The organism is Kocuria sp. GQ42 (genome assembly GCF_059758435.1).
In genome coordinates, this window is the sequence record NZ_JCAXEN010000008.1 from 132,163 (window position 1) to 152,123 (window position 19,961).

At 70.6% G+C, this 19,961-nt stretch carries 15 protein-coding genes; 1 reads left to right on the forward strand and 14 read right to left on the reverse strand.

Features of this window, described 5'->3' with window-relative positions; genetic code table 11:
• Positions 1-143: 143 nt before the first annotated feature.
• The 9 genes from allB to AC6CH6_RS16055 form a co-directional block, all read right to left on the reverse strand.
• Positions 144-1,517, reverse strand: a complete 1,374-nt coding sequence (gene allB / locus AC6CH6_RS16015; RefSeq protein WP_498255951.1) for an allantoinase AllB — start codon at positions 1,515-1,517, stop codon at positions 144-146.
• 408 nt (positions 1,518-1,925) lie between these two features.
• Complete coding sequence (locus tag AC6CH6_RS16020) at positions 1,926-3,092, reverse strand: glycerate kinase (RefSeq protein WP_498255867.1); 1,167 nt, start codon at positions 3,090-3,092, stop codon at positions 1,926-1,928.
• A 31-nt stretch (positions 3,093-3,123) separates the two neighbouring features.
• Positions 3,124-4,899, reverse strand: coding sequence for a glyoxylate carboligase (gene gcl, locus AC6CH6_RS16025; RefSeq protein ID WP_498255868.1), 1,776 nt, complete (start codon positions 4,897-4,899; stop codon positions 3,124-3,126).
• 59 nt (positions 4,900-4,958) lie between these two features.
• Positions 4,959-5,843, reverse strand: a complete 885-nt coding sequence (locus tag AC6CH6_RS16030) for a 2-hydroxy-3-oxopropionate reductase (RefSeq protein ID WP_498255869.1) — start codon at positions 5,841-5,843, stop codon at positions 4,959-4,961.
• A gap of 76 nt (positions 5,844-5,919) precedes the next feature.
• Positions 5,920-6,726: a hydroxypyruvate isomerase family protein gene (locus tag AC6CH6_RS16035; protein WP_498255870.1), complete on the reverse strand. Its 807-nt coding sequence runs from the start codon at positions 6,724-6,726 to the stop codon at positions 5,920-5,922.
• 232 nt (positions 6,727-6,958) lie between these two features.
• Positions 6,959-7,780, reverse strand: a complete 822-nt coding sequence (locus AC6CH6_RS16040; RefSeq protein WP_498255871.1) for a bifunctional allantoicase/(S)-ureidoglycine aminohydrolase — start codon at positions 7,778-7,780, stop codon at positions 6,959-6,961.
• Entirely contained in the window at positions 7,777-9,123 is a 1,347-nt protein-coding gene (locus AC6CH6_RS16045; protein ID WP_498255872.1) for a DUF6986 family protein, read from the reverse strand. The genes AC6CH6_RS16040 and AC6CH6_RS16045 overlap by 4 nt, the downstream gene beginning before the upstream one ends.
• The gene (gene aceB / locus AC6CH6_RS16050; protein ID WP_498255873.1) at positions 9,120-10,748 is read right to left on the reverse strand and encodes a malate synthase A; all 1,629 of its coding nucleotides are present in this window, start codon (positions 10,746-10,748) and stop codon (positions 9,120-9,122) included. Before aceB ends, AC6CH6_RS16045 begins: the two co-directional genes overlap by 4 nt.
• A 91-nt stretch (positions 10,749-10,839) precedes the next feature.
• Positions 10,840-12,255 (reverse strand): NAD-dependent malic enzyme, encoded by a 1,416-nt coding sequence (locus tag AC6CH6_RS16055; RefSeq protein ID WP_498255874.1) that lies wholly within the window; start codon positions 12,253-12,255, stop codon positions 10,840-10,842.
• A 183-nt stretch (positions 12,256-12,438) separates the two neighbouring features.
• Between AC6CH6_RS16055 and AC6CH6_RS16060 the strand changes: the two genes are divergently transcribed.
• On the forward strand, positions 12,439-13,212 hold the full coding sequence (locus tag AC6CH6_RS16060; RefSeq protein WP_109268305.1) for an IclR family transcriptional regulator: 774 nt from the start codon (positions 12,439-12,441) through the stop codon (positions 13,210-13,212).
• Positions 13,213-13,286: 74 nt separating this feature from the next.
• Here AC6CH6_RS16060 and aceE read toward each other — a convergent pair whose 3' ends face one another.
• From aceE to uraD, 5 genes are all read right to left on the reverse strand, one after another.
• Entirely contained in the window at positions 13,287-16,007 is a 2,721-nt protein-coding gene (gene aceE / locus AC6CH6_RS16065; RefSeq protein WP_498255952.1) for a pyruvate dehydrogenase (acetyl-transferring), homodimeric type, read from the reverse strand.
• 140 nt (positions 16,008-16,147) lie between these two features.
• Positions 16,148-17,710, reverse strand: a complete 1,563-nt coding sequence (locus AC6CH6_RS16070) for a nucleobase:cation symporter-2 family protein (protein ID WP_498255875.1) — start codon at positions 17,708-17,710, stop codon at positions 16,148-16,150.
• Between the two features lie 245 nt (positions 17,711-17,955).
• Entirely contained in the window at positions 17,956-18,867 is a 912-nt protein-coding gene (gene pucL / locus AC6CH6_RS16075; protein WP_498255876.1) for a factor-independent urate hydroxylase, read from the reverse strand.
• A 79-nt stretch (positions 18,868-18,946) separates the two neighbouring features.
• Complete coding sequence (gene uraH, locus AC6CH6_RS16080; RefSeq protein ID WP_498255877.1) at positions 18,947-19,273, reverse strand: hydroxyisourate hydrolase; 327 nt, start codon at positions 19,271-19,273, stop codon at positions 18,947-18,949.
• On the reverse strand, positions 19,270-19,767 hold the full coding sequence (uraD, locus tag AC6CH6_RS16085) for a 2-oxo-4-hydroxy-4-carboxy-5-ureidoimidazoline decarboxylase (RefSeq protein WP_498255878.1): 498 nt from the start codon (positions 19,765-19,767) through the stop codon (positions 19,270-19,272). The genes uraH and uraD overlap by 4 nt, the downstream gene beginning before the upstream one ends.
• Positions 19,768-19,961: the final 194 nt, after the last annotated feature.

Below are 19,961 nucleotides of genomic sequence, written 5' to 3' on the forward strand. Positions count from 1 at the left end.
GTCCTGTGTCACGAGCAAGCCTTACGGAACAGTAATTTCAGGGACTGTCCGGATTGAAACCTTCATGACGAGAGGCCGCAGGCCAGGAGGAACGCCTCCTGGCCTGCGGCCTGCGGCCTGCGGTGGATCGTGCCGGTGGTGCGTCAGCCCTCACCGCGCCGGACCAGACGGCCCGTCGGTGTCCGGAAGTCCACGGCGCTGCCCCGCAGATACGTTCGGCGCACCTTTCCGGACAGCGCCTTGCCCTGGTACGGGGTGATGGGGTTCTTGTGGTGCAGCTTGCCCGCGTCCACGACGAAGGCGTCGTCGGGTGCGAAGACCACCAGGTCGGCGTCGTAGCCCAGGGACAGCCTGCCCTTGGAGCGCAGACCGGCCCGTTGGGCGGGCTTCGTCGACATCCACTCCACGACGCGGCCCAAGGACACTCCCCGGCGGCGGGCCTCGGTCCAGATCAGGGACAGACCCAGCTGCAGGGAGGAGACTCCGCCCCAGGCCACGCCGAAGTCGCCGTTGCCGAGGTCCTTCAGGTCCAGGGTCGAGGGGGAGTGGTCGGAGACGACGAAGTCGATGGTCCCGTCGATCAGGCCCTGCCACAGCAGCTCCCGGTTGCCGACCTCCCGCACCGGCGGGCAGCACTTGAAGGCGGTGGCCCCGTTGGGCACCTCCTCGGCGAGCAGGGTGAGGTAGTGCGGGCAGGTCTCGACCGTGATGTCCAGACCGTCCGCCTTCGCCGTCGCGATCATCGGCAGGGCGTCCGAGGAGGACAGGTGCAGGATGTGGGAGCGGGCGCCGGTCCAGCGGGTGCGCTCGATGACCTCGGCGATCGCCAAGTTCTCCGCCCCGCGCGGACGGGACCTGAGGAAGTTCTCGTAGACGTCCCCCTCGGGGTGCGGGGCGCGGTCGATGGCCCGGGAGTCCTCGGCGTGCACGATCATCAGCGAGTCGAAGGTCTTGATCTCGGCGAGGTCCTCCTCCATCTCGTCGGCCTCGAGGTGCGGGAACTCGTCCACGCCGGAGTGCAGCAGGAAGCACTTGAAGCCGAAGACGCCGTCGTCGTGCAGCTCGCGCAGGTGGGGCTTGTTGCCGGGGATCGCCCCGCCCCAGAAGCCGACGTCCACGAAGACGTTGTTCTGGGCGAAGAGCCGCTTGTACTCGAGGGCCGGCACGTTGACGGTTGCCGGGACCGAGTTGAGCGGCATGTCCAGGACCGTGGTGACGCCCCCGGCGGCGGCCGCGCGGGTGGCGGAGGCGAAACCCTCCCACTCGGTGCGGCCGGGCTCGTTGATGTGCACGTGGGTGTCCACCAGGCCGGGCAGCAGGTGCTCGTCCTCGGCCAGCTCCACGACCTCGCGGCCGGTCAGGCCGGCGCCGAGGGGTTCGATGGCCACGATCCTGCCGTTGCGCACGCCCACCTCGCGGGGAGCGAAGTGGTCCCCGCAGGAGACGTTCTGCCCCCGCACCACGAGATCGAACTCGCGGTGATCACCCGCGAAGGCGCCGTCGTCGTCCGCCCCCAGGTGGGGGGCATCGGCGGCATCGGCGGGGATCCCGTGCTCCCGCTTGTAGTCGGCGATGAGGCGTCGGACGCGCTCGGGGTCGTTGGCGTCCTCGCTCACCTCCCGCTGGTGCGCCTGCTCGGCCTCGAACGCGCTCCGGGTGGCGGCCGGCTTGGTGGCCGCGCGCGCGGAGTCCTCCCGGGCGATCGCCGCGGCATCCCCGGTCGCCTGCTGCGGGCGCCCCGCGGCGTCCGCGGTGCCGTCCGCGCGCCCCGTCTGCTCCTCGGACGGTTCCGGCGGGGCCGGCGGACGCCCTTGCTCGCCGCCCAGGGTCTTGCCCCGGCCAGGAGTCCCCGGCTGCTGTGGTGTCTTCTTCTCCGTCATCGACGTTCCTCCTCGTGTCGGCGTCCGCACGGGGCGCCGGATCGATCAGTTGGGTTGGGCCCCGGCGAGCAGATCGGGGAGCTCGAGGGCGAGCCGGGCGCCCACCTGCTCGAGCAGCCTGCCGGCCTCGCGCATGCAGACCCGTGGGTCCGGCTCGAGGTCGGTGAGGGCATAGGTGCGCACGAAACCGGCGGCCCTGCGGGTCTCCTCGTCGAGGGTGGTGCGTCCGCACACGGCCACCACCGGGACACCGGCGGCGTGCGCGGTGGTGGCGACCCCCATGGGGGTCTTCCCGCCGAGCGACTGCTCGTCGAGGCTGCCCTCCCCGGTGACGACCAGGTCGGTGCCCGCCATCCGGTCGGCGAGCCCCACGAACTCCAGGACCACGTCGATGCCCGGACGGCGCTGGGCCCCGAGCACGGCGAGGGCCGCGTAGCCCACGCCGCCGGCGGCCCCGGCGCCGGGGGCCCCGGCCGCCGTCAGGGAGGCCGGGCCCATGGCGTCCGCCAGCCGGTCCCGGAAGACCGTCAGCGCGGCATCGAGGGATGCGACGAGATCCGGATCGGCACCCTTCTGCGGACCGAACACGGCCGCCGCACCGTTGGTCCCCGTGAGGGGGTTGTCCACGTCCGCGGCCAGGACGAACTGTGCGTCCCGCACCCGGGGATCCAGCCGGGTGAGGTCCACCCGGGCCAGCCGGGCGAGCTCGGCGCCTCCGCGGCCCAGCTCGGCGCCCTCGTCGTCCAGCAGGCGAGCGCCGAGGCCCTGGAGCAGCCCCGCACCGCCGTCGGTGCAGGCGCTGCCGCCCACCCCCAGGACGATCCGGGTGGCTCCGGCATCGAGGGCGGCGCGGATCAGTTCGCCGGTGCCGCGGCTGGTGGCGCCCCCGGCGTCGAGCACGGGTGCGCCGTCCTCGTCCACCGGGAGCGCGGCCAGTCCCGAGGCCAGGGCCATCTCCACCACCGCGGTCCGGTCGAGCAGGGCGAACCCTGCCTCGACGGAGTTTCCGGCGGGACCGGTCACGGTGGTGGAGCAGGCGACGAATCCGGCGCCGACGGCGGCGTCGAGGGTGCCCTCGCCGCCGTCGGCCACCGGGACGGCCACGACCGTGGCGGACGGCTCCACGGACCGGATGCCCGCCGCGAGGTGCTCCACCACGTCGGTGGCTTCCAGCGAACCCTTGAACTTGTCCGGGGCGACGACGATGCGCACGGCCGGTCCTCCTGTTCTGTGCGGAAGGGGATCAGTCGAGCAGGGCGATCGCCGTCGGGGCGTCCACGCCGCTGACGGCGAGCTCCTCGAACTCGACCACGTTGTCGATCTCGGTCCCCATGGAGATGTTGGTGACCTTCTCCAGTATGACCTCCACCACCACGGGGACCTGGTGCTCCTCCAGGAGGACCCGCGCCTGGCCGAAGGCCTCCTGCAGCTTCTCGGGATCGGTCACGCGCAGGGCCTTGCAGCCCAGGCCCTCGACGACCTTGAGGTGGTCCACGCCGTAGCCCTGGGTCTCCGGGGAGTTGATGTTCTCGAACGCCAGGGAGACGTTCTGCTCCATCTTGAACCCGCGCTGGGACTGGCGGATGAGGCCCAGGTACGAGTTGTTCACCACCACGTGGAGATAGGGCAGGTTGAACTGCGCCCCGACGGCCAGCTCCTCGATCATGAACTGGAAGTCGTAGTCCCCGGAGAGCGCCACGACGGTGGCCTCGGGCTTGCCCCGGACGACGCCGAGGGCGGCGGGCCCGGTCCAGCCCAGCGGGCCGGCCTGGCCGGCGTTGATCCACTGGCGGGGGCCGTGCACGTGCAGGAACTGGCCGCCGGCGATCTGGGAGAGCCCGATGGTGGAGACGTAGGTGACGTCCGTGCCGAAGGCGGAGTTCATCTCCTCGTAGACGCGCTGCGGCTTGACCGGGACCTGCGTGAAGTGCGTCTTGCGCTGCATCGAGCCCTTACGCTGGGCGCAGTCCTTGACCCACACGGACCAGTCCGGCACGGAGAACCGCTCCTTGCGCTCCCGGGCGACCTCGATGAGGATCTCCAGGGCCGCGCCGGCGTCGGAGACGATGCCGAGGTCGGGGGAGAAGACGCGCCCGATCTGGGTGGGCTCGATGTCGATGTGCACGAACGTGCGGCCCCGGGTGTAGGTGTCCAGGCCGCCGGTGTGGCGGTTGGCCCACCGGTTGCCGATGCCCAGCACGAAGTCGGACTCCAGGAACGTCGCGTTGCCGTAGCGGTGCGAGGTCTGCAGGCCCACCATGCCCGCCATCAGCGGGTGGTCGTCCGGGATGGCGCCCCAGCCCATGAGGGTCGGGATCACGGGGACGTCCAGCAGTTCGGCGAGCTCGACCAGCTGCGCCGAGGCATCGGCGTTGATGATGCCGCCGCCGGCCACGATGAGCGGACGCTGCGCGGAGGAGAGCATGTCCAGGACCTTCTCGGCCTGCGCGCGGGTCGCTGCGGGTCGGTGGACGGCCAGGGGCTCGTAGACGTCGATGTCGAACTCGATCTCGGCGAGCTGGACGTCCAGGGGGAGATCCAGCAGCACCGGACCGGGCCGGCCCGAGCGCATGAGGTAGAAGGCCTTCTGGAACGCCCCGGGGACCTGGCCGGGCTCCAGCACGGTCATCGCCATCTTGGTGACCGGCGCGGCGATCGAGGAGATGTCCACGGCCTGGAAGTCCTCCTTGTGCAGCTTGGCCACGGGGGCCTGGCCGGTGATGCACAGGATCGGGACGGAGTCCGCCCACGCGGCGTAGAGGCCGGTGATCATGTCGGTGCCCGCGGGACCGGACGTGCCCACGCAGATCCCGATGTTGCCGGGGGCGGCCCGGGTGTAGCCGTCGGCCATGTGCGAGGCGCCCTCGACGTGCCGGGCGAGGGTGTGCCGGATGCCGCCGTGGGCGCGCATCGCCGAGTAGAACGGGTTGATGGCGGCGCCGGGCAGGCCGAAGGCCTCGGTGGCGCCCTCCTTCTCGAGGATGGCGACGACGGCGTCGACCGTGCGCATTCTGGCCATGATGAACTCCTTGGAAGCAGGACCCGGGATCGGGTCGGGAAGCGGTGGGGTGGGGAAGGTCAGCGGCCCGAGCGGCCGGAGAGCTCCTCGACGAGCTTGAAGAGACCCGAGTGGTCGAGTCCGCCGTCACCCTTGTTGACGGTGGCGGCCACGAGCTGGGCGACGATCGCGCCGAGCGGCACGGCCACGCCGGCCTCCCGGGCGGCGGAGGTCACGATGCCCATGTCCTTGTGGTGCAGCTGCAGCCGGAAGCCCGGGTCGAAGTTGCGGTCCAGCATCTTCTGGCCCTTCTGGTCCAGGACCTTGGAACCGGCCAGGCCGCCCCCGAGGACCTTCAGCGCGGCGTCCGTGTCCACGCCGTAGGCCTCGAGGAAGACGACGGCCTCCGCGAGGAGCTGGATGTTGCCGGCCACGATCAGCTGGTTGGCCGCCTTGACGGTCTGCCCGGAGCCGGCGGGGCCCACGTGCACGATCGTCCTCCCGACGGCCTCGAGCACCGGGCGGGCGGCCTCGAAGTCCGCGGCCTCGCCGCCGACCATGATCGAGAGCACGGCGTCGATGGCGCCCTGTTCCCCGCCGGAGACCGGGGCGTCCAGCGGGCGCAGCCCGTGCTCGACGGCCTCCCGGGACAGGCGTGCGGCCACGTCCGGGCGGATGGAGCTCGCGTCGATCCAGACGGTGCCCTGCGCGGCGTGGGCGAAGACGCCGTCCTCGCCGGTCACGACGCCCTCGACGTCCGGGGAGTCCGGGACCATCGTGATCACGACATCGGCGTTCGCGACGGACTCGGCCACGCTGGACGCGCCCTTGCCGCCGGCCTCGACGAGCTGGTCGATCTTGTCCTGCGAGCGGTTGAAGCCGACGACGTCGTAGCCGGCCTTGACGAGGTTCTTGGCCATGGGCAGGCCCATGATGCCGAGTCCGATGACGGTGACGTTGGTCATGGTGGGATTCCTCACTGTGGGAGCCCGTGCGGTGCGTGCGACGGGCCGTGGTGGCAGGTGCGGGGGAGGAGGCGCGTCAGGCGCCGGTGCGAGCCGCGGACCACGCGGAGGTCCAGGCGAAGGGGTCCTGCTGCGACGCCTTGTACTCGAGGCCCACGTAGCCCGAGTAGCCGAGCTCCCGGCTGCGCTCGATCCACCGCTGGAGCGGGAGCTCGCCGGTACCGGGCTCGTTGCGTCCGGGGGCGTCGGCGATCTGGATGTGGCCGAAGTCAGCGGCGTGCTTCTCGATGACCGCGGAGACGTCGTCACCGTTGACCGACAGGTGGTAGAAGTCGGCGAGCAGCCTGATGTTGTCGGCGCCGGCGGCCCGGACCTTCGCGATGACGTCGAGGGCGTCCTGGGCGGTCTTCAGGGGATAGGCCTCGGTGCCGGAGACCGGCTCCAGCAGCACGGTCCCGCCGATGCGCGCCACGCCCTCGGCGGCGGCCACGAGATTGCGCACCGCCAGCTCGTCCTGGGCCTCCGGCGTGTGCTCGGGCCGGCGGTTGCCGTAGAGCGCGTTGAAGGCCTTGCAGCCGGTGCGCTCGCCGATGGCGGCGACCACGGCGATGTTCTCCTTGAACTCCCCGCAGCGGCCCTTCCAGGACACGAGGCCCCGGTCTCCGCCCGGCATGTCGCCGGCATTGAAGTTCAGCCCGCTCAGCTGCACCCCCGCGTCCCGGATCGCGTCCACGAAGGCGTCGACGTCGCGGTCCGCGGGCACGGACTCCGCGAAGGGCCACCAGAACTCGACCGCGTCGAAGCCGGCGGCCTTGGCGGCCGCGGGGCGCTCGAGCAGGGGCAGGTCGGTGAGAAGGATGGAGCAGTTCACGGTGTAGGACATCTGGATCCTCCTGGTTCGGACGGGACCGCCACGTATTTCGGGATGTGGAAGTCAACTTCTGTCTTGTGAAACAGCGTACGGTTCCCTGTGACGCAGGTCAATCCCTGATTGGAAGAATTATTTCAGGATGTGGAAACTTCGGAGCGTGGTCCGAGTGCATGGAAGGACCCCGTGCCGCCGCGGTGGCAGGGCGGCACGGGGTCCAGTCGGTGGGGACGGGATCGCCGTCCGGTCAGCGCAGCTTCATCTGCCGGTTGACGTCCTTGTAGAGAAGGTACCGGAACCGGCCGGGGCCGCCCGCATAGCAGGCCTGGGGGCAGAACGCCCGCAGCCACATGAAGTCGCCGGCCTCGACCTCGACCCAGTCCTGGTTGAGCCGGTAGACGGCCTTGCCCTCGAGGACGTAGAGCCCGTGCTCCATGACGTGGGTCTCGGCGAAGGGGATCACCGCCCCCGGTTCGAAGGTCACGATCGTCACGTGCATGTCGTACCGGACGTCGTCCGGGTCGACGAAGCGCGTGGTCGCCCACTTGCCGTCGGTCCCCGGCATGGCCGTCGGCTCGACCTCCTGCTCGTTGGTGACGAACGGCTCCGGCACCTCGATGCCCTGCACGTACTCGTAGGCCTTGCGGATCCAGTGCAGGCGGGCGGGCTCGCCGCCGCGGTTGCGCACGGTCCACTCGCACTCCGGCGGGAGGAACGCGTAGCCGCCGGGGGCGAGCTCGTGCTCCTCCCCGTCGACGGTCAGGACGAGCGCCCCCTCCATGAGGAAGAGCACGCCCTCCACGCCGGCCTCCGTCTCGGGCCGGTCGCTGCCGCCGCCGGGGCCGACCTCCACGATGTACTGCGAGAAGGTCTCCGCGAAGCCGGACAGGGGCCGGGCGAGCACCCAGACCCGGGTGTCCTCCCAGAACGGGAGCCGGCTGGTGACGATGTCCCGCATGGTCCCGCGCGGGATCACCGCGTAGGCCTCCGTGAACATCGCCCGGTCCGTGAGCAGCTGGGTCTGGTCGGGGTGGCCGCCGTGCGGCGCGTGGTAGGTGGTCTCGGTCATCTGAAGTCGCCTCCGGTGGTCGATGCGGCCGGTGCCGCGGCCTTGGGGTGGGCCAGGGAGAAGAGCTCGTGCTCGCCGATGCCGGCGCTCTCCTCGAGCTCCTCCCCGGAGATCGCGCCGCACAGCACGCCGCGGTGGACGAAGCGGGCCAGGGCGCGGGCGGTGGCCGGTTCGTCCATGATCTCCGACTCGATGCCGTGCACGTAGTTCTTCAGCCGCAGCGCCGCCGCGGGGAAGCCCTCGCGGTAGAAGAAGTACGTGGCCAGGTAGCGGGTGGGCAGCTGGTGCGCGTGCAGGTCCCATCCCTGGTAGTAGCCCCGCTCCAGGGAGCGGCGCACCAGGCGGGCGTGCAGCCGCCAGGCGGCCAGCTTCTGCTGCTCGCTCCCGGTGGGCAGGATGTTCGTGGAGCCGTCGGACAGCCGCACCCCGGTGCCGGCCACGGCGACCTGCATAACGGCCTTGGCGTGGTCGGCGGCCGGGTGTTCCATGGACTGGTACTGGGCGGCGATCTGCAGGGAGTCGGAATAGTCGTAGGTCCCGTAGTGCAGGGCCTCGACCCGTCCGTCCGTCCGGTGGAGCATCGCCGGGATGGGGCAGGTGCCGTCGGTTCCCAGGATCATCGGGGCGGTCTCCATCTGCACCTCGAACCGCAGCCGCCCGGCCGGCAGCCCGAGGCCCGCCTCGAGCTGTTCGCAGGCCTCGACCATGACGTCGACCTGCTCCGTGGTGCTCACCTTGGGCAGGGTGAGGACGAGGCCGCGCGGGAGGCCGTCCTCGCTGTGCCCGGCCTCCCGCAGCCCGCCCTCGCGCACCAGGGTGGTGACGAACAGGTCGAGCGTGCGCAGGCCGCGGTCCCGGGTGGCGGCCTCGAAGCACTTGAAGCGGATCCCGATGTACGGCGGCGCGGTGCCCTCCCGGACGGCCAGGGCCACGGTGTGCGCCGCGCGCACGGCCCACTCGTCCTCCTCTTGGTCGCCGCGGTCGCCGAAACCGTCCTCGAAGTCCAGGCGGACGTCCTCGATGGGTTCGGTGGCGAGCTTGTGCTCGACCGCTCGCGCCACCCGGTCGACCAGACCTGGGTCGGCACCCTCGGGGGCCACCTGCTCCGCGAGGGAGGCCGCACCGAGCCCGGCCACGGACTGGGCGGCGCGCTCTCCCCACTGCCGGGCGGTCTCCGGGGTGAAGCTGTCGGCGGGGAGGTAGACGGTGTGCACGGGCTGGCGTGTACCGGGGTCCCCCGGGTAGGACCGCTGGAGCAGCGCGTCGGTGCCGGCCAGCCGCTCGGCAGCGCGCTGCCGGAAGGCCGTGCCCAGCGTCCCGGTGTCCAGGTCGCCGGCGCTCACTTCGTGGCCACCCGGTCGCGGTCGGACTGCTCGAGCAGCTCGTAGGCGGGCAGGGTGAGGAAGTCGACGTAGTCCTCGCCCAGCACCAGATCGGCGATCAGGGCGGCCGCCGGCTCGAAGTGCGCCTCGTAGGAGTGCGGGTCGACCTCCTCGCGCAGGACCTCCTTCTGCCGCTGGAGCTCCTCGGCCACGAGCTCGCGGGTCGCGGTGTTCCCGGTGTCCTCGTAGACCACGCCGTTGCGGATCTGCTGCCAGATCTGCGAGCGGGAGATCTCGGCGGTCGCGGCGTCCTCCATGAGGTTGTGGATGGCCACGGCCCCGTTGCCGGAGAGCCACACGGCGGTGTAGCGGATCGCCACGTAGAGGTTGGCCGCGAGCTCCTTCTGGGTGCTCACCCGCCCGGCGCTGGCGACGTCGAGCAGCTGCTCGGCGCTCACCCGCACGTCCTCGCGCAGCCGGTCCACCTGGTTGGGCCTCTCGCCGAGGACCCCGTCGAAGACCTCGCGGCAGGTGGGCACCAGGTCCGGGTGGGCCACCCAGGAGCCGTCGAAGCCGTCGTCGGCCTCGCGGGTCTTGTCCGCGCGCACCTTGGCGAACGCGGCCTCGGTGGCCGCCTGGTCCCGGCGGTTGGGGATCACGGCGGCCATGCCGCCCATCGCGAAGGCCCCGCGGCGGTGACAGGTCCGCACGAGCAGCTCGGTGTAGGCCCGCATCAGCGGGGCCGTCATGGTGATGGTGGAGCGGTCCGCCAGGACGAACTTCTCGCCGGCGTCCCGGAAGTACTTGATGATGCTGAACAGGTAGTCCCAGCGTCCCGCGTTGAGCCCTGAGGCGTGCTCGCGCAGCTCCCAGAGGATCTCGTCCATCTGGAACGCCGCGGGGATCGTCTCGATGAGCACGGTCGCCCGGACGGTGCCGTGCTCGATGCCCAGGTGCTCCTCGGCGAAGGTGAACACGTCGTTCCACAGCCGGGCCTCGAGGTGGGACTCCAGCTTCGGCAGGTAGTAGTAGGGTCCGTGCCCGTTGGCCAGCAGGAGCTTCGCGGTGTGGAAGAAGTGCAGGCCGAAGTCCACGAGCGCGCCGGAGGCCGGCTGCCCGTCCACCGTGACGTTGTGCTCGGGCAGGTGCCAGCCGCGGGGCCGGGTGACGACCACGGCGAGCGGGGCGTCCTGGCGCAGCGTGTACTGCTTGCCCTCCGGGGACGTGTGGCTCAGGGTGCCCCGGGCGGCGTCGCGCAGGTTGAGGACGCCGTCCACCTGGTTGTGCCAGGTGGGGCTCGAGGCGTCCTCGAGATCGGCGAGCCAGACCTTGGCCCCGGAGTTCAGCGCGTTGATCGCCATCTTGGCCGGCGAGGCGGGCCCGGTCATCTCGACCCGGCGGTCCTGCAGGGCCGGCGGCGCCGGGGCGACCGTCCAGTCCCCCTCGCGGATCTCCCGGGTCTCCGGGAGGAAGTCCAGGGTGCCGGTCTCGGCGGCCCGGCGGTGGTTCTGCTCCCGGGCGCCGAGCAGCTCGGCGCGGCGGTCGGCGAAGTGGTGGTGCAGGGCCTCCACGAAGGAGAGGGCCTCGGCGGTGAGGATCTCGCTCGCGCGGTCCAGGCCGGCTGGGGTGGTGAACTCGATGGCCATGGTGGTCTCCGTTCGGTGCTGGGTTCGGTGGGCGTCGCCGCCCGTGGTGCTGGGCGGCGACGCCCGGTGGTGCGGACTCGGTGCCGCGCTGCTAGCGGGCGGCCACCGGTGCGAGCTGACGGGTGTCCTGCTGGGCCGCCTGCTGCACGGCCTCGGCCACGGCCGGCGCCACGTGCTGGTCGAAGACACTGGGGACGATGTAGCTCGCGTTGAGCTCGTCCTCGGCCACGCAGTCGGCGATGGCCCGCGCGGCGGCGACCAGCATGTCGGTGGTGATGTCGGATGCCCCGGCGTCGAGCAGGCCGCGGAACAGGCCTGGGAAGGCCAGGACGTTGTTGATCTGGTTCGGGAAGTCCGAGCGGCCGGTCGCGACCACCGCGGCGTGCTCCGCGGCGACGCCCGGATCGATCTCGGGGTCGGGGTTGGCCATGGCGAAGACGATCGCGCGGTCGTTCATGGCGGCCACGTCGGCCCCGTCGAGCAGGTCGGGGGCGGAGACGCCGATGAAGACGTCGCTGCCCACCACGGCCTCCTTGAGCGAGCCGGAGAACCCGGTCTCGTTGGTGTTCTCGGCGATCCACTGCCGGTGCGGGTCGTCGTAGCTCTCCCCGCGGTGGATCGCGCCATTGCGGGAGCAGGCGATGATGTCCTGCACCCCCTGGGCTGTGAGCAGCTGGATGATGGCGTGCCCGGCGGCGCCCACCCCGGAGACCACGACCTTGATGTCGCCGATCTGCTTGTCCACCACGCGCAGGGCGTTGAACAGCGCGGCCAGGGCCACGATCGCGGTGCCGTGCTGGTCGTCGTGGAAGACCGGGATGTCGAGCTCCTCGCGGAGCCGGGCCTCGATCTCGAAGCAGCGCGGGGCCGCGATGTCCTCGAGGTTGATCCCGCCGTAGACGGGGGCCATGGCCTTGACGATGCGCACGATCTCGTCGGTGTCCGTCGTGTCGAGGCAGACCGGCCACGCGTCCACGCCGGCGAACGCCTTGAACAGGGCAGCCTTGCCCTCCATGACCGGCAGGGCGGCGGCCGGGCCGATGTCGCCCAGGCCGAGCACCGCGGTGCCGTCGGTGACCACGGCCACCGTGTTGCGCTTGATCGTCAGCCGACGGGCGTCCTCGGGGTTGTCGTGGATGGCCATGCACACCCGGGCCACGCCGGGGGTGTAGGCGCGGGAGAGGTCGTCACGGTTGCGCAGCGAGACGCGGGGGGTGACCTCGATCTTGCCGCCGAGGTGGATCAGGAACGTGCGGTCGCTGATCTTGCGCACCTGGACGCCGTCGAGCGCCTCGAGGGAGTCGCGCACCTCGTCGCGGTGGGAAGCGTCGGAGACGTTGCAGCTGACGTCGACGACGACGTGGTCTGCGTGGGACTCCACGATGTCGAGGGCGGTCACGGCCGCGCCGGCCCGAGCGGCGGCGGCGGCGAGCTCGCTGGTGACGGTGAGGCCTGCCGGGGCCTCCACACGCAGGATCATCGAGTATCCGGGACTGGGCGTGGCCATGGTTCCTCCAGGGGCTGTGGTGCGACCATTTCAGTCGCATCGTGGAATGAAACTTTCGTATTATGGATATTATGGGAGCCAGCCGAGGTTGGCAAGGATCTTTCGTGACACCTGTCACGGATCCGGCCGCCGAGATTTCGCCCGACGCACGAGGCGGCCGGGCTGTACCGACGGGAGATGGCCATGACCACGACGACCACACGAGCCGGTTCGGGCGGGGTGCAATCGGTGGAACGCGTTTTCGAGCTCCTCGAGGTGATCACCGCGGCCGGTGGGGAGATGTCGCTCAGCGAGCTCTCCGCCGCCGTGAAGCTTCCGCTGCCCACCATCCACCGGCTGCTGCGCACGCTGGTGCCCTCCGGCTACGTCCGTCAGCTCCCCAACCGCAACTACGCGCTGGGGCCGCGGCTGATCCTGCTGGGGGAGGCCGCCGGGCGGCAGTTCGGTTCGGCGGCCCGTTCGCGTCTGGACGAGCTGGTGGCCGAGCTCGGCGAGTCGGCGAACATGGCCGTGCTCGACGGCCAGGAGGTCGTCTACATCGCCCAGGCCCAGTCCAACCGGTCCATGCGCATGTTCACGGAGGTGGGCCGCCGGGCCGACACCCACGACACCGGTGTGGGCAAGGCCATGCTCGCCACCCTGCCGGACGAACGGGTCCGTGCCATCGTGGGCGCGGCGGGCATGGCCACGCCCACGCCCAAGAGCATCGGGACCCTCGAGGAGCTCTTCGCGGACCTCGACCGGATCCGGGAGCGCGGCTACGCGATCGACGACGAGGAGACCGAGCTCGGCGTGCGCTGCTACGCGATGGCGGTGCCCGGGGCGCCGACCCCCACGGCGATCTCCGTCTCCGGACCGGTGTCCCGGGTGGACGAGGAGTTCGGCCGCCGGGCCGTGCCGGTGCTGCGCCGAGCGGCCGAGGCGATCGCCGCCGAGCTGATGCCCGTCACGGCCTGACTCCCGGGCGCGACGACGACGCCCGCCGGCCCCCGAGGGGCCGGCGGGCTTCGCTGCCGGAGGCGGGTGCGGGATCAGGCGTCGCCGCCCGCGTTGCCGGTGGTGCCGGCGGTGACGTCGTCCAGGCGGTAGCGCTCGACGGCCTGGGTCGGAGCCGCGGTGTCCACCTCCCCGCGGTCGGCGAGCATCTGCAGCGCCCGCACCACGATGGAGTGCACGTCGATCCCGAACCAACGCCGAGCCGCGGCGCGGGTGTCCGAGAAGCCGAAGTCGTCGGCACCCAGGGTGGCGAAGTCGTTCGGCAGGTACTGCCGGATCCGGTCCGGCAGCTCCGAGACGAAGTCCGTGGAGGCGATGACGGGCCCTTCTGCCCCTGCGAGCTGCTGGGTCACGAAGGGCACCCGGCGCGGTGCTGCCGGGTTGCGGAACGCCTCCTGCTCGGCGGCCAGGCCGTCGCGGCGCAACTCGTTCCAGGAGGTCACCGACCACACGTCGGCGGAGACGCCCCAGTCCTGGGCCAGGACCTCTTGGGCCTGTAGCGCCCAGGGCACGGAGACCCCGGAGCCGAGCAGCTGGACCTTGGGCCCCTCGTGCTCGGAGCGGGCGATCCGGTGGATGCCGCGCACGATGCCTTCGACGTCGACGTCCTCCGGCTCGGCCGGCTGCTGGTAGGGCTCGTTGTAGACCGTGAGGTAGTACATGACGTTCGGGTCCGCCGAGTCCGGGCCGTACATCTGCTCGAGGCCGTGCCGGACGATGTGGGCGATCTCGTAGCCGTAGGCCGGGTCGTAGCTGCGCACAGCCGGGTTCGTGCCGGCGAGCACGGGGGAGTGGCCGTCGGCGTGCTGGAGGCCCTCGCCGGTGAGCGTGGTGCGCCCGGCGGTGGCCCCGATGATGAACCCGCGGGTCATCTGGTCGGCGGCGGCCCAGAAGGAGTCGCCGGTGCGCTGGAAGCCGAACATCGAGTAGAAGATGTAGAACGGCACCATGGGCTCGCCGTGGGTGGCGTAGGAGGTGCCGGCGGCGGTGAAGGCCGCGGTGGCGCCGGCCTCGTTGATCCCCGGGTGGAGCAGGACGCCCTGTGGGGACTCCTTGTAGGCGAGCATCAGCTCGCGGTCCACGGAGAGGTAGTTCTGCCCGTTGGGGTTGTAGATCTTCGCCGTGGGGAAGAACGAGTCCATGCCGAAGGTCCGGGCCTCGTCGGGGACGATGGGCACGATCCGGTGGCCGAACTCCTTGCTCCGCATGAGATCCCGCAGGACGCGCACGAAGGCCATGGTGGTGGCCGCCATCTGCTTGCCCGATCCCTTCTTGCCGGACCGGTAGGCGTCGTCGCCGGGCAGCACCACGGGGGCGTGCTGGGCCCGGCGCACGGGCAGGCCTCCGCCCAGCTCCTCGCGCCGCTCGAGAAGGTACCGGATCTCCGGGGCGTCGGGGCCGGGGTGGTAGTACGGGGCGCCGTAGAGGTCGTTGTCGATCTGCTCGTCGGTGACCGGGATGCGCAAAAGGTCGCGGAAGGCCTTGAGGTCCTCCAGGGTCAGCTTCTTCATCTGGTGGGTCGCGTTGCGCGCCTCGAAGGAGGCGCCCAGGCCGTAGCCCTTCACCGTCATCGCGAGCACCACCGTGGGCTTGCCCCGGAACTCGGTGGCCGCCCGGTAGGCGGCGTAGACCTTCCGATAGTCGTGGCCGCCCCGCTTGAGGGCCCAGATCTCGTCGTCGGTCATGTCCGCGACGAGCTCCTTGGTGGTGGTGGACCGGCCGAAGAAGTGGTCGCGGACGAACCCGCCGGACTCCGCCTTGAAGGTCTGGTAGTCCCCGTCGAGGGTCTCGTTCATGACCCGGACCAGCTCGCCGTTCGTGTCGGCCGCCAGCAGGGGGTCCCACTCCCGTCCCCACAGCACCTTGACCACGTTCCAGCCGGCCCCGCGGAAGAAGGCCTCGAGCTCCTGGACGATCTTGCCGTTGCCGCGCACCGGCCCGTCCAGGCGCTGCAGGTTGCAGTTGATGACGAAGTTCAGGTTGTCCAGCTTCTCGTTGGCGGCCAGCTGGAGGAGCCCGCGCGACTCCGGCTCGTCCATCTCGCCGTCGCCCAGGAACGCCCAGACCTGCTGGTCGGAGGTGTCCTGGATCCCGCGGTGGTGCAGGTAGCGGTTGAACTGGGCCTGGTAGATCGCGTTCATCGGGCCGATGCCCATGGACACGGTCGGGAACTGCCAGAAGTCGGGCATGGAGCGGGGGTGCGGATAGGACGGGATGCCGTCGCTGCCCTTGGACTTCTCCTGCCGGAACCCGTCCAGCTGCTCCTCGGTGAGCCGGCCCTCCAGGAACGCCCGGGCGTACATGCCCGGGGAGGCGTGGCCCTGGAAGAAGACCTGGTCCCCGCCGCCGGGATGGTCGGGGCCGCGGAAGAAGTGGTTGAAGCCGACCTCGTAGAGGGTGGCCGCGCCCGCGTAGGTGGAGATGTGACCGCCCACGCCGATCTCGGGACGCTGGGCCCGGTGCACCATCACGGCGGCGTTCCAGCGCAGCCAGCGGCGGTAGGTGCGCTCGATCTCCTCGTCGCCCGGGAACTCCGGCTCCTGGTCCACGGGGATCGTGTTCACGTAGTCCGTGGTGACCGTCGGGGCGGCCGGGCCCGCGGACCCGGGTCGTGGTGCCGACGACTGCAGGAGGTACTGCGTCCGCTCCCGCACCTGCTTCTCGATGAGGTCCTCGAACGAACCCAGCCACTGCGCGGCTGCGGCCGATGTGCTGTCCGGGGTGTCGGGGGTCGGCCGGTTGCGGTGTTCAACCATGTGCTCAGGGGTCACGTCAACTCTTTCTCAGTGGTCATGGGTGGAGAAAGTCAGGGGTGGAGGAGAGGCACGTCCGACCGGCCTTCTGCGGCGCCGGGATCCCCGGCGCCGCAGAAGACCGGTGGAGGTTCGCCGGCGGGTCAGTGCGCGGACGAGCCGCCGGGGCCGTCCTGGGACTTGCAGACCCTGGTGTCGATGATCTCGCCGGCGGCGGTGATCACGGGGACCGGGTTGCCCTCGCAGTCCACGAGCTTGCCGTCCTTGACGGTGTCGCCCTCCTGCAGGTGGTCCTGCAGGTGCTCCAGGCTCTCGTAGCGCACGGCGCGCACCGGGGCGTTGGCGAACACGGAGCCCGTGCCCCGCGCGGGGTTGCCGGCGCGGAACTCGTTGTAGAGCAGGTTCAGCAGCACGGCCATCACGGCCGCGGAGCTGATGCCGGAGTGGAAGATGGTCTCGAACCAGCCGGGGAAGTTCGCGTAGATCTCGGGGACGGCGATCGGCAGCATGCCGAAGCCGATGGAGGTGGCCACGATGATCAGGTTGGCGCCGTTCTTGTAGTCCACCTTCGCCAGGGTGCGGATGCCGGAGGCGGCCACGCTGCCGAAGAGCACGATGCCGGCCCCGCCCAGCACGGGCGGCGGCACCGCCGCGACGACCCGGCCGAGGACGGGCAGCAGACCCAGGACCACGAGGATCACGCCGCCGGCCGTGACCACGAAGCGGCTCTTGACCCCGGTGATCGCCACGAGCCCGACGTTCTGGGCGAAGGCGCTCTGGGTGAAGCCGTTGAAGATCGGGGCGACCGCCGAAGCCGCCATGTCGGCACGCAGACCGTCGGCGATGCGCTTCTTGTCGACCTTCGTGTCGACGATCTCGCCCACGGCGATGATGTCGGCGGTGGTCTCGGTGAGGATCACCAGCACCACGATGAACATGGAGAGGATGGCGGCCACCTCGAAGACCGGGGGGCCGAAGGCCAGCGGCTCCGGGAACGCGAAGATGTTGCCCTCGGCGACCTGGCTGAAGTCGGCCTTGCCGAGGACCGCGGCGAGCACCGTGCCCAGCACGAGCCCGATGAGGATGGACAGCCGGGAGATGACGGCGCTGCCCACCTTGGACAGCAGCAGGATGATCAGCAGGGTCGCCCCGGCCAGTCCGAGGTTGCCGACCGAGCCGTACTCGGGGGACTGGGCGTTGCCGCCCATGGCCCAGCGGGCGGCCACCGGGAACAGCGTCAGCCCGATCGCGGTGATCACCACGCCGGTGACGACCGGTGGGAAGAAGCGCACGATGCTGGCGAAGAAGGGCGTGATGAGGAAGCCGAGGACCGCGGAGGCGATCACCGCGCCGAAGACGGCCTGGATGCCGCCGTCGCCCTGGGCGATCGCGGTCATGGTGGCGACGGAGGCGAAGGAGGTGCCCTGCACGAGGGGCAGCTGGGAGCCGAAGAACTTGATGCCGAAGGACTGCAGGACTGTGGCGAGTCCCCCCACGAAGAGGCAGGCCGCGATGAGCAGACCCTGCTCCTGCGGGGTCACCCCGGCGACGCCGCCGATGATGAGCGGGGGTGCGATGATGCCGCCGTACATGGTGAGCACGTGCTGCAGCCCGTAGCCGAGGCTGCTGCCCACTCCGAGGTACTCGTCCTCCGGACGGGGTCGGGTGCGGGTGCTGGGCGGCTCGGCGGTGCGTGACCTGGCCATGGTGTTCTCCTAGGGATCCTGGTGACGGGAGAGGCCCGGGGCCGGCGAAGGGGCAGGACCGGGGCGGAGCGAGGAGGTGGAGAGAGGTGCGCGGTGCGCGGTGGTTGCGGCAGGAGTGCCGGACGGGCGGGCGGCGTTCGCGCCGGCCGCAGGAGGGTGTGGCGGGGGGTCCGTCGTCGTCGTGCACGGCCGGCGACGACGGACCCCGGTGGCGCCGCCGTGGGCGGCGCCGGGTGGAGCGCGGCTCAGCAGAAGCCGGCGATGCCCATCCAGGCCTGCTCGTTCTCGGGCGCGCCCTTGCGCTGGACGGTGGCCTCGATCAGCCCGAACGGACGGTCCGCCGCGTAGTGCGTCTCGTTGTTGTTCGGCAGGTCGCAGAACCCGAGGTCGTAGACGAAGTGGTGCTTGTTCGGGCAGGAGAACTTGATCTCGTCGATCTCCGGGTGGGCCTCGATGACGGCCTTGCCCATGAGGTAGAGGGTCTCCTGCAGCGCCCGGGAGTAGTGGTCGGTGAACTTGGTCAGGATGATCTTCTTGACGTCCGCGTAGACGGCGTCGTAGTCCACGTCGGTGGTGTTGTACCGCCAGCGGGTGGCCACGTCCGTGGACATGATGCGGTCCTCGGTCTCGGGCAGCGTCGTGTACTTGTCCTTGGGATAGCCCGCGAAGCCGGACTCGGTCGACTTCAGGACCGTGAGGTCCTTGAAGCCGGAGATGACGGTGCGGGACCCGCCCTCGGCCACGACCACCGCGGTGCGCACCTCGTCCTTGTGCTGCACGAAGCAGTGGTCGTGGTCGTCGATCCGGTTCCAGGCGTACTCCTGGGCGGCCCAGCGGCCTCCGGTGATCCACTCGAACTCGCCGGTGAAGTGGTCGGCGAGCTTGAGCAGGAGCTGCTCGGGCGACTCGATCCCGTACTGCTGCGCGAAGGCGAAGACGGTGTTCTTCTGCGTGTCGGTCGGCACGCAGTGGGCGTTGTCGCCCTCCGTGTGCACGGCCTCGAGGTCGCCGCGCAGCTGCGAGGTGACGACGAGATCACGGATCTCGTGCCGGTCGGTGGTGCGGTCGACGCGCACGACGTGGTTCTCGGCCTTGCCGTACTGGTTCTTGCCCAGGACGACGGTGTCCGTGGCCGTCCGGGTGGTGACGTCAGTCATGACGATTCTCCTTGGAGTGTGAGAAGTGCTCTCTGCTGCTCGGGGCGGTCGAAGACGGGCGGGCCCGTCAACTCCTGGGTCAACTGCCCCGGTAGGTGGAAAAGGCGAACGGGCTCAGCAGGAGCGGCACGTGGTAGTGCCTCTCCTCGGCCTGCACCGTGAAGTTCACCGTCACGAACGGGTAGAACGTCGCCTGGTTCCGGCCGGCGAAGTACTGTCCCGTGGCGAAGGTGATCCGGTAGTCGCCGGATTCCAGGGTCTCTGGGCCCAGTTCGGGCACGCGTCCGTCGGCGTTGGTCTCGGCGGTCGCGATGGAGGTGCCGTCGGCGGCCTCGAGGGCCACGGCGATCCCCTGGGCGGGGGTGCCGGTGACGGAGTCGAGGACGTGGGCGGTGACGTAGCTCATGGGGTGACGAGTCCTTCGAGTCGGAGGAGGGCGATCTGGCGCAGCTGGTCGGCGACCACGGCCTGCTCCGTCCCGGGGTCGTTGTCCATGCGGGCGGAGAGCTGGTCGAGGATCTCCTCGGGGGTGCGCCCGGCGGCGCGGATGAGGAACACCTGGCCGAACCGCTCCTCGTAGGCGAGGTTGCCCTCGCGCAGACGCTGCTGGACGTCGGTGTCCGTGGGGTCGACCGCGGACTGCTCCGCTCGCGACAGCCCGGCCTCCGCGTGGTCGCCCTCGGCCCGCTCGCCGATGCGAGGGTGGTGGGACAGGGCTCTCTCGATCTCCTCGGCGCCGAACGGTTTCGCGGCCGTCCGGGCCGTGCTGAGCAGGGCATCATGGTGGGCGTAGGGCCGGGCGTCGACCACGGCCTCCACCCAGCGCGGGATGTCGAGCGCCGGACGGACGACCTCGGTCGCCTGGGTCCTGTTGAGGGAGTTGAACGCGGTGAGCTTCATGGAGTGTGCCTGTCACCTCTCTGTATTCCGTAATGTGGAAGAAAACTTTCACTACGTATAGTGAACTGGCTCACAAGCCTGAAGTCAATGGTTTCATCCTTGTGTTACTGATTTTTTGCAGAGAGGTGCCGGGAGTGAAACTTCGGTTTCACTGCGGGGCAGGAGAATTGCGGCCATGCCGAGGGAGCACGGAG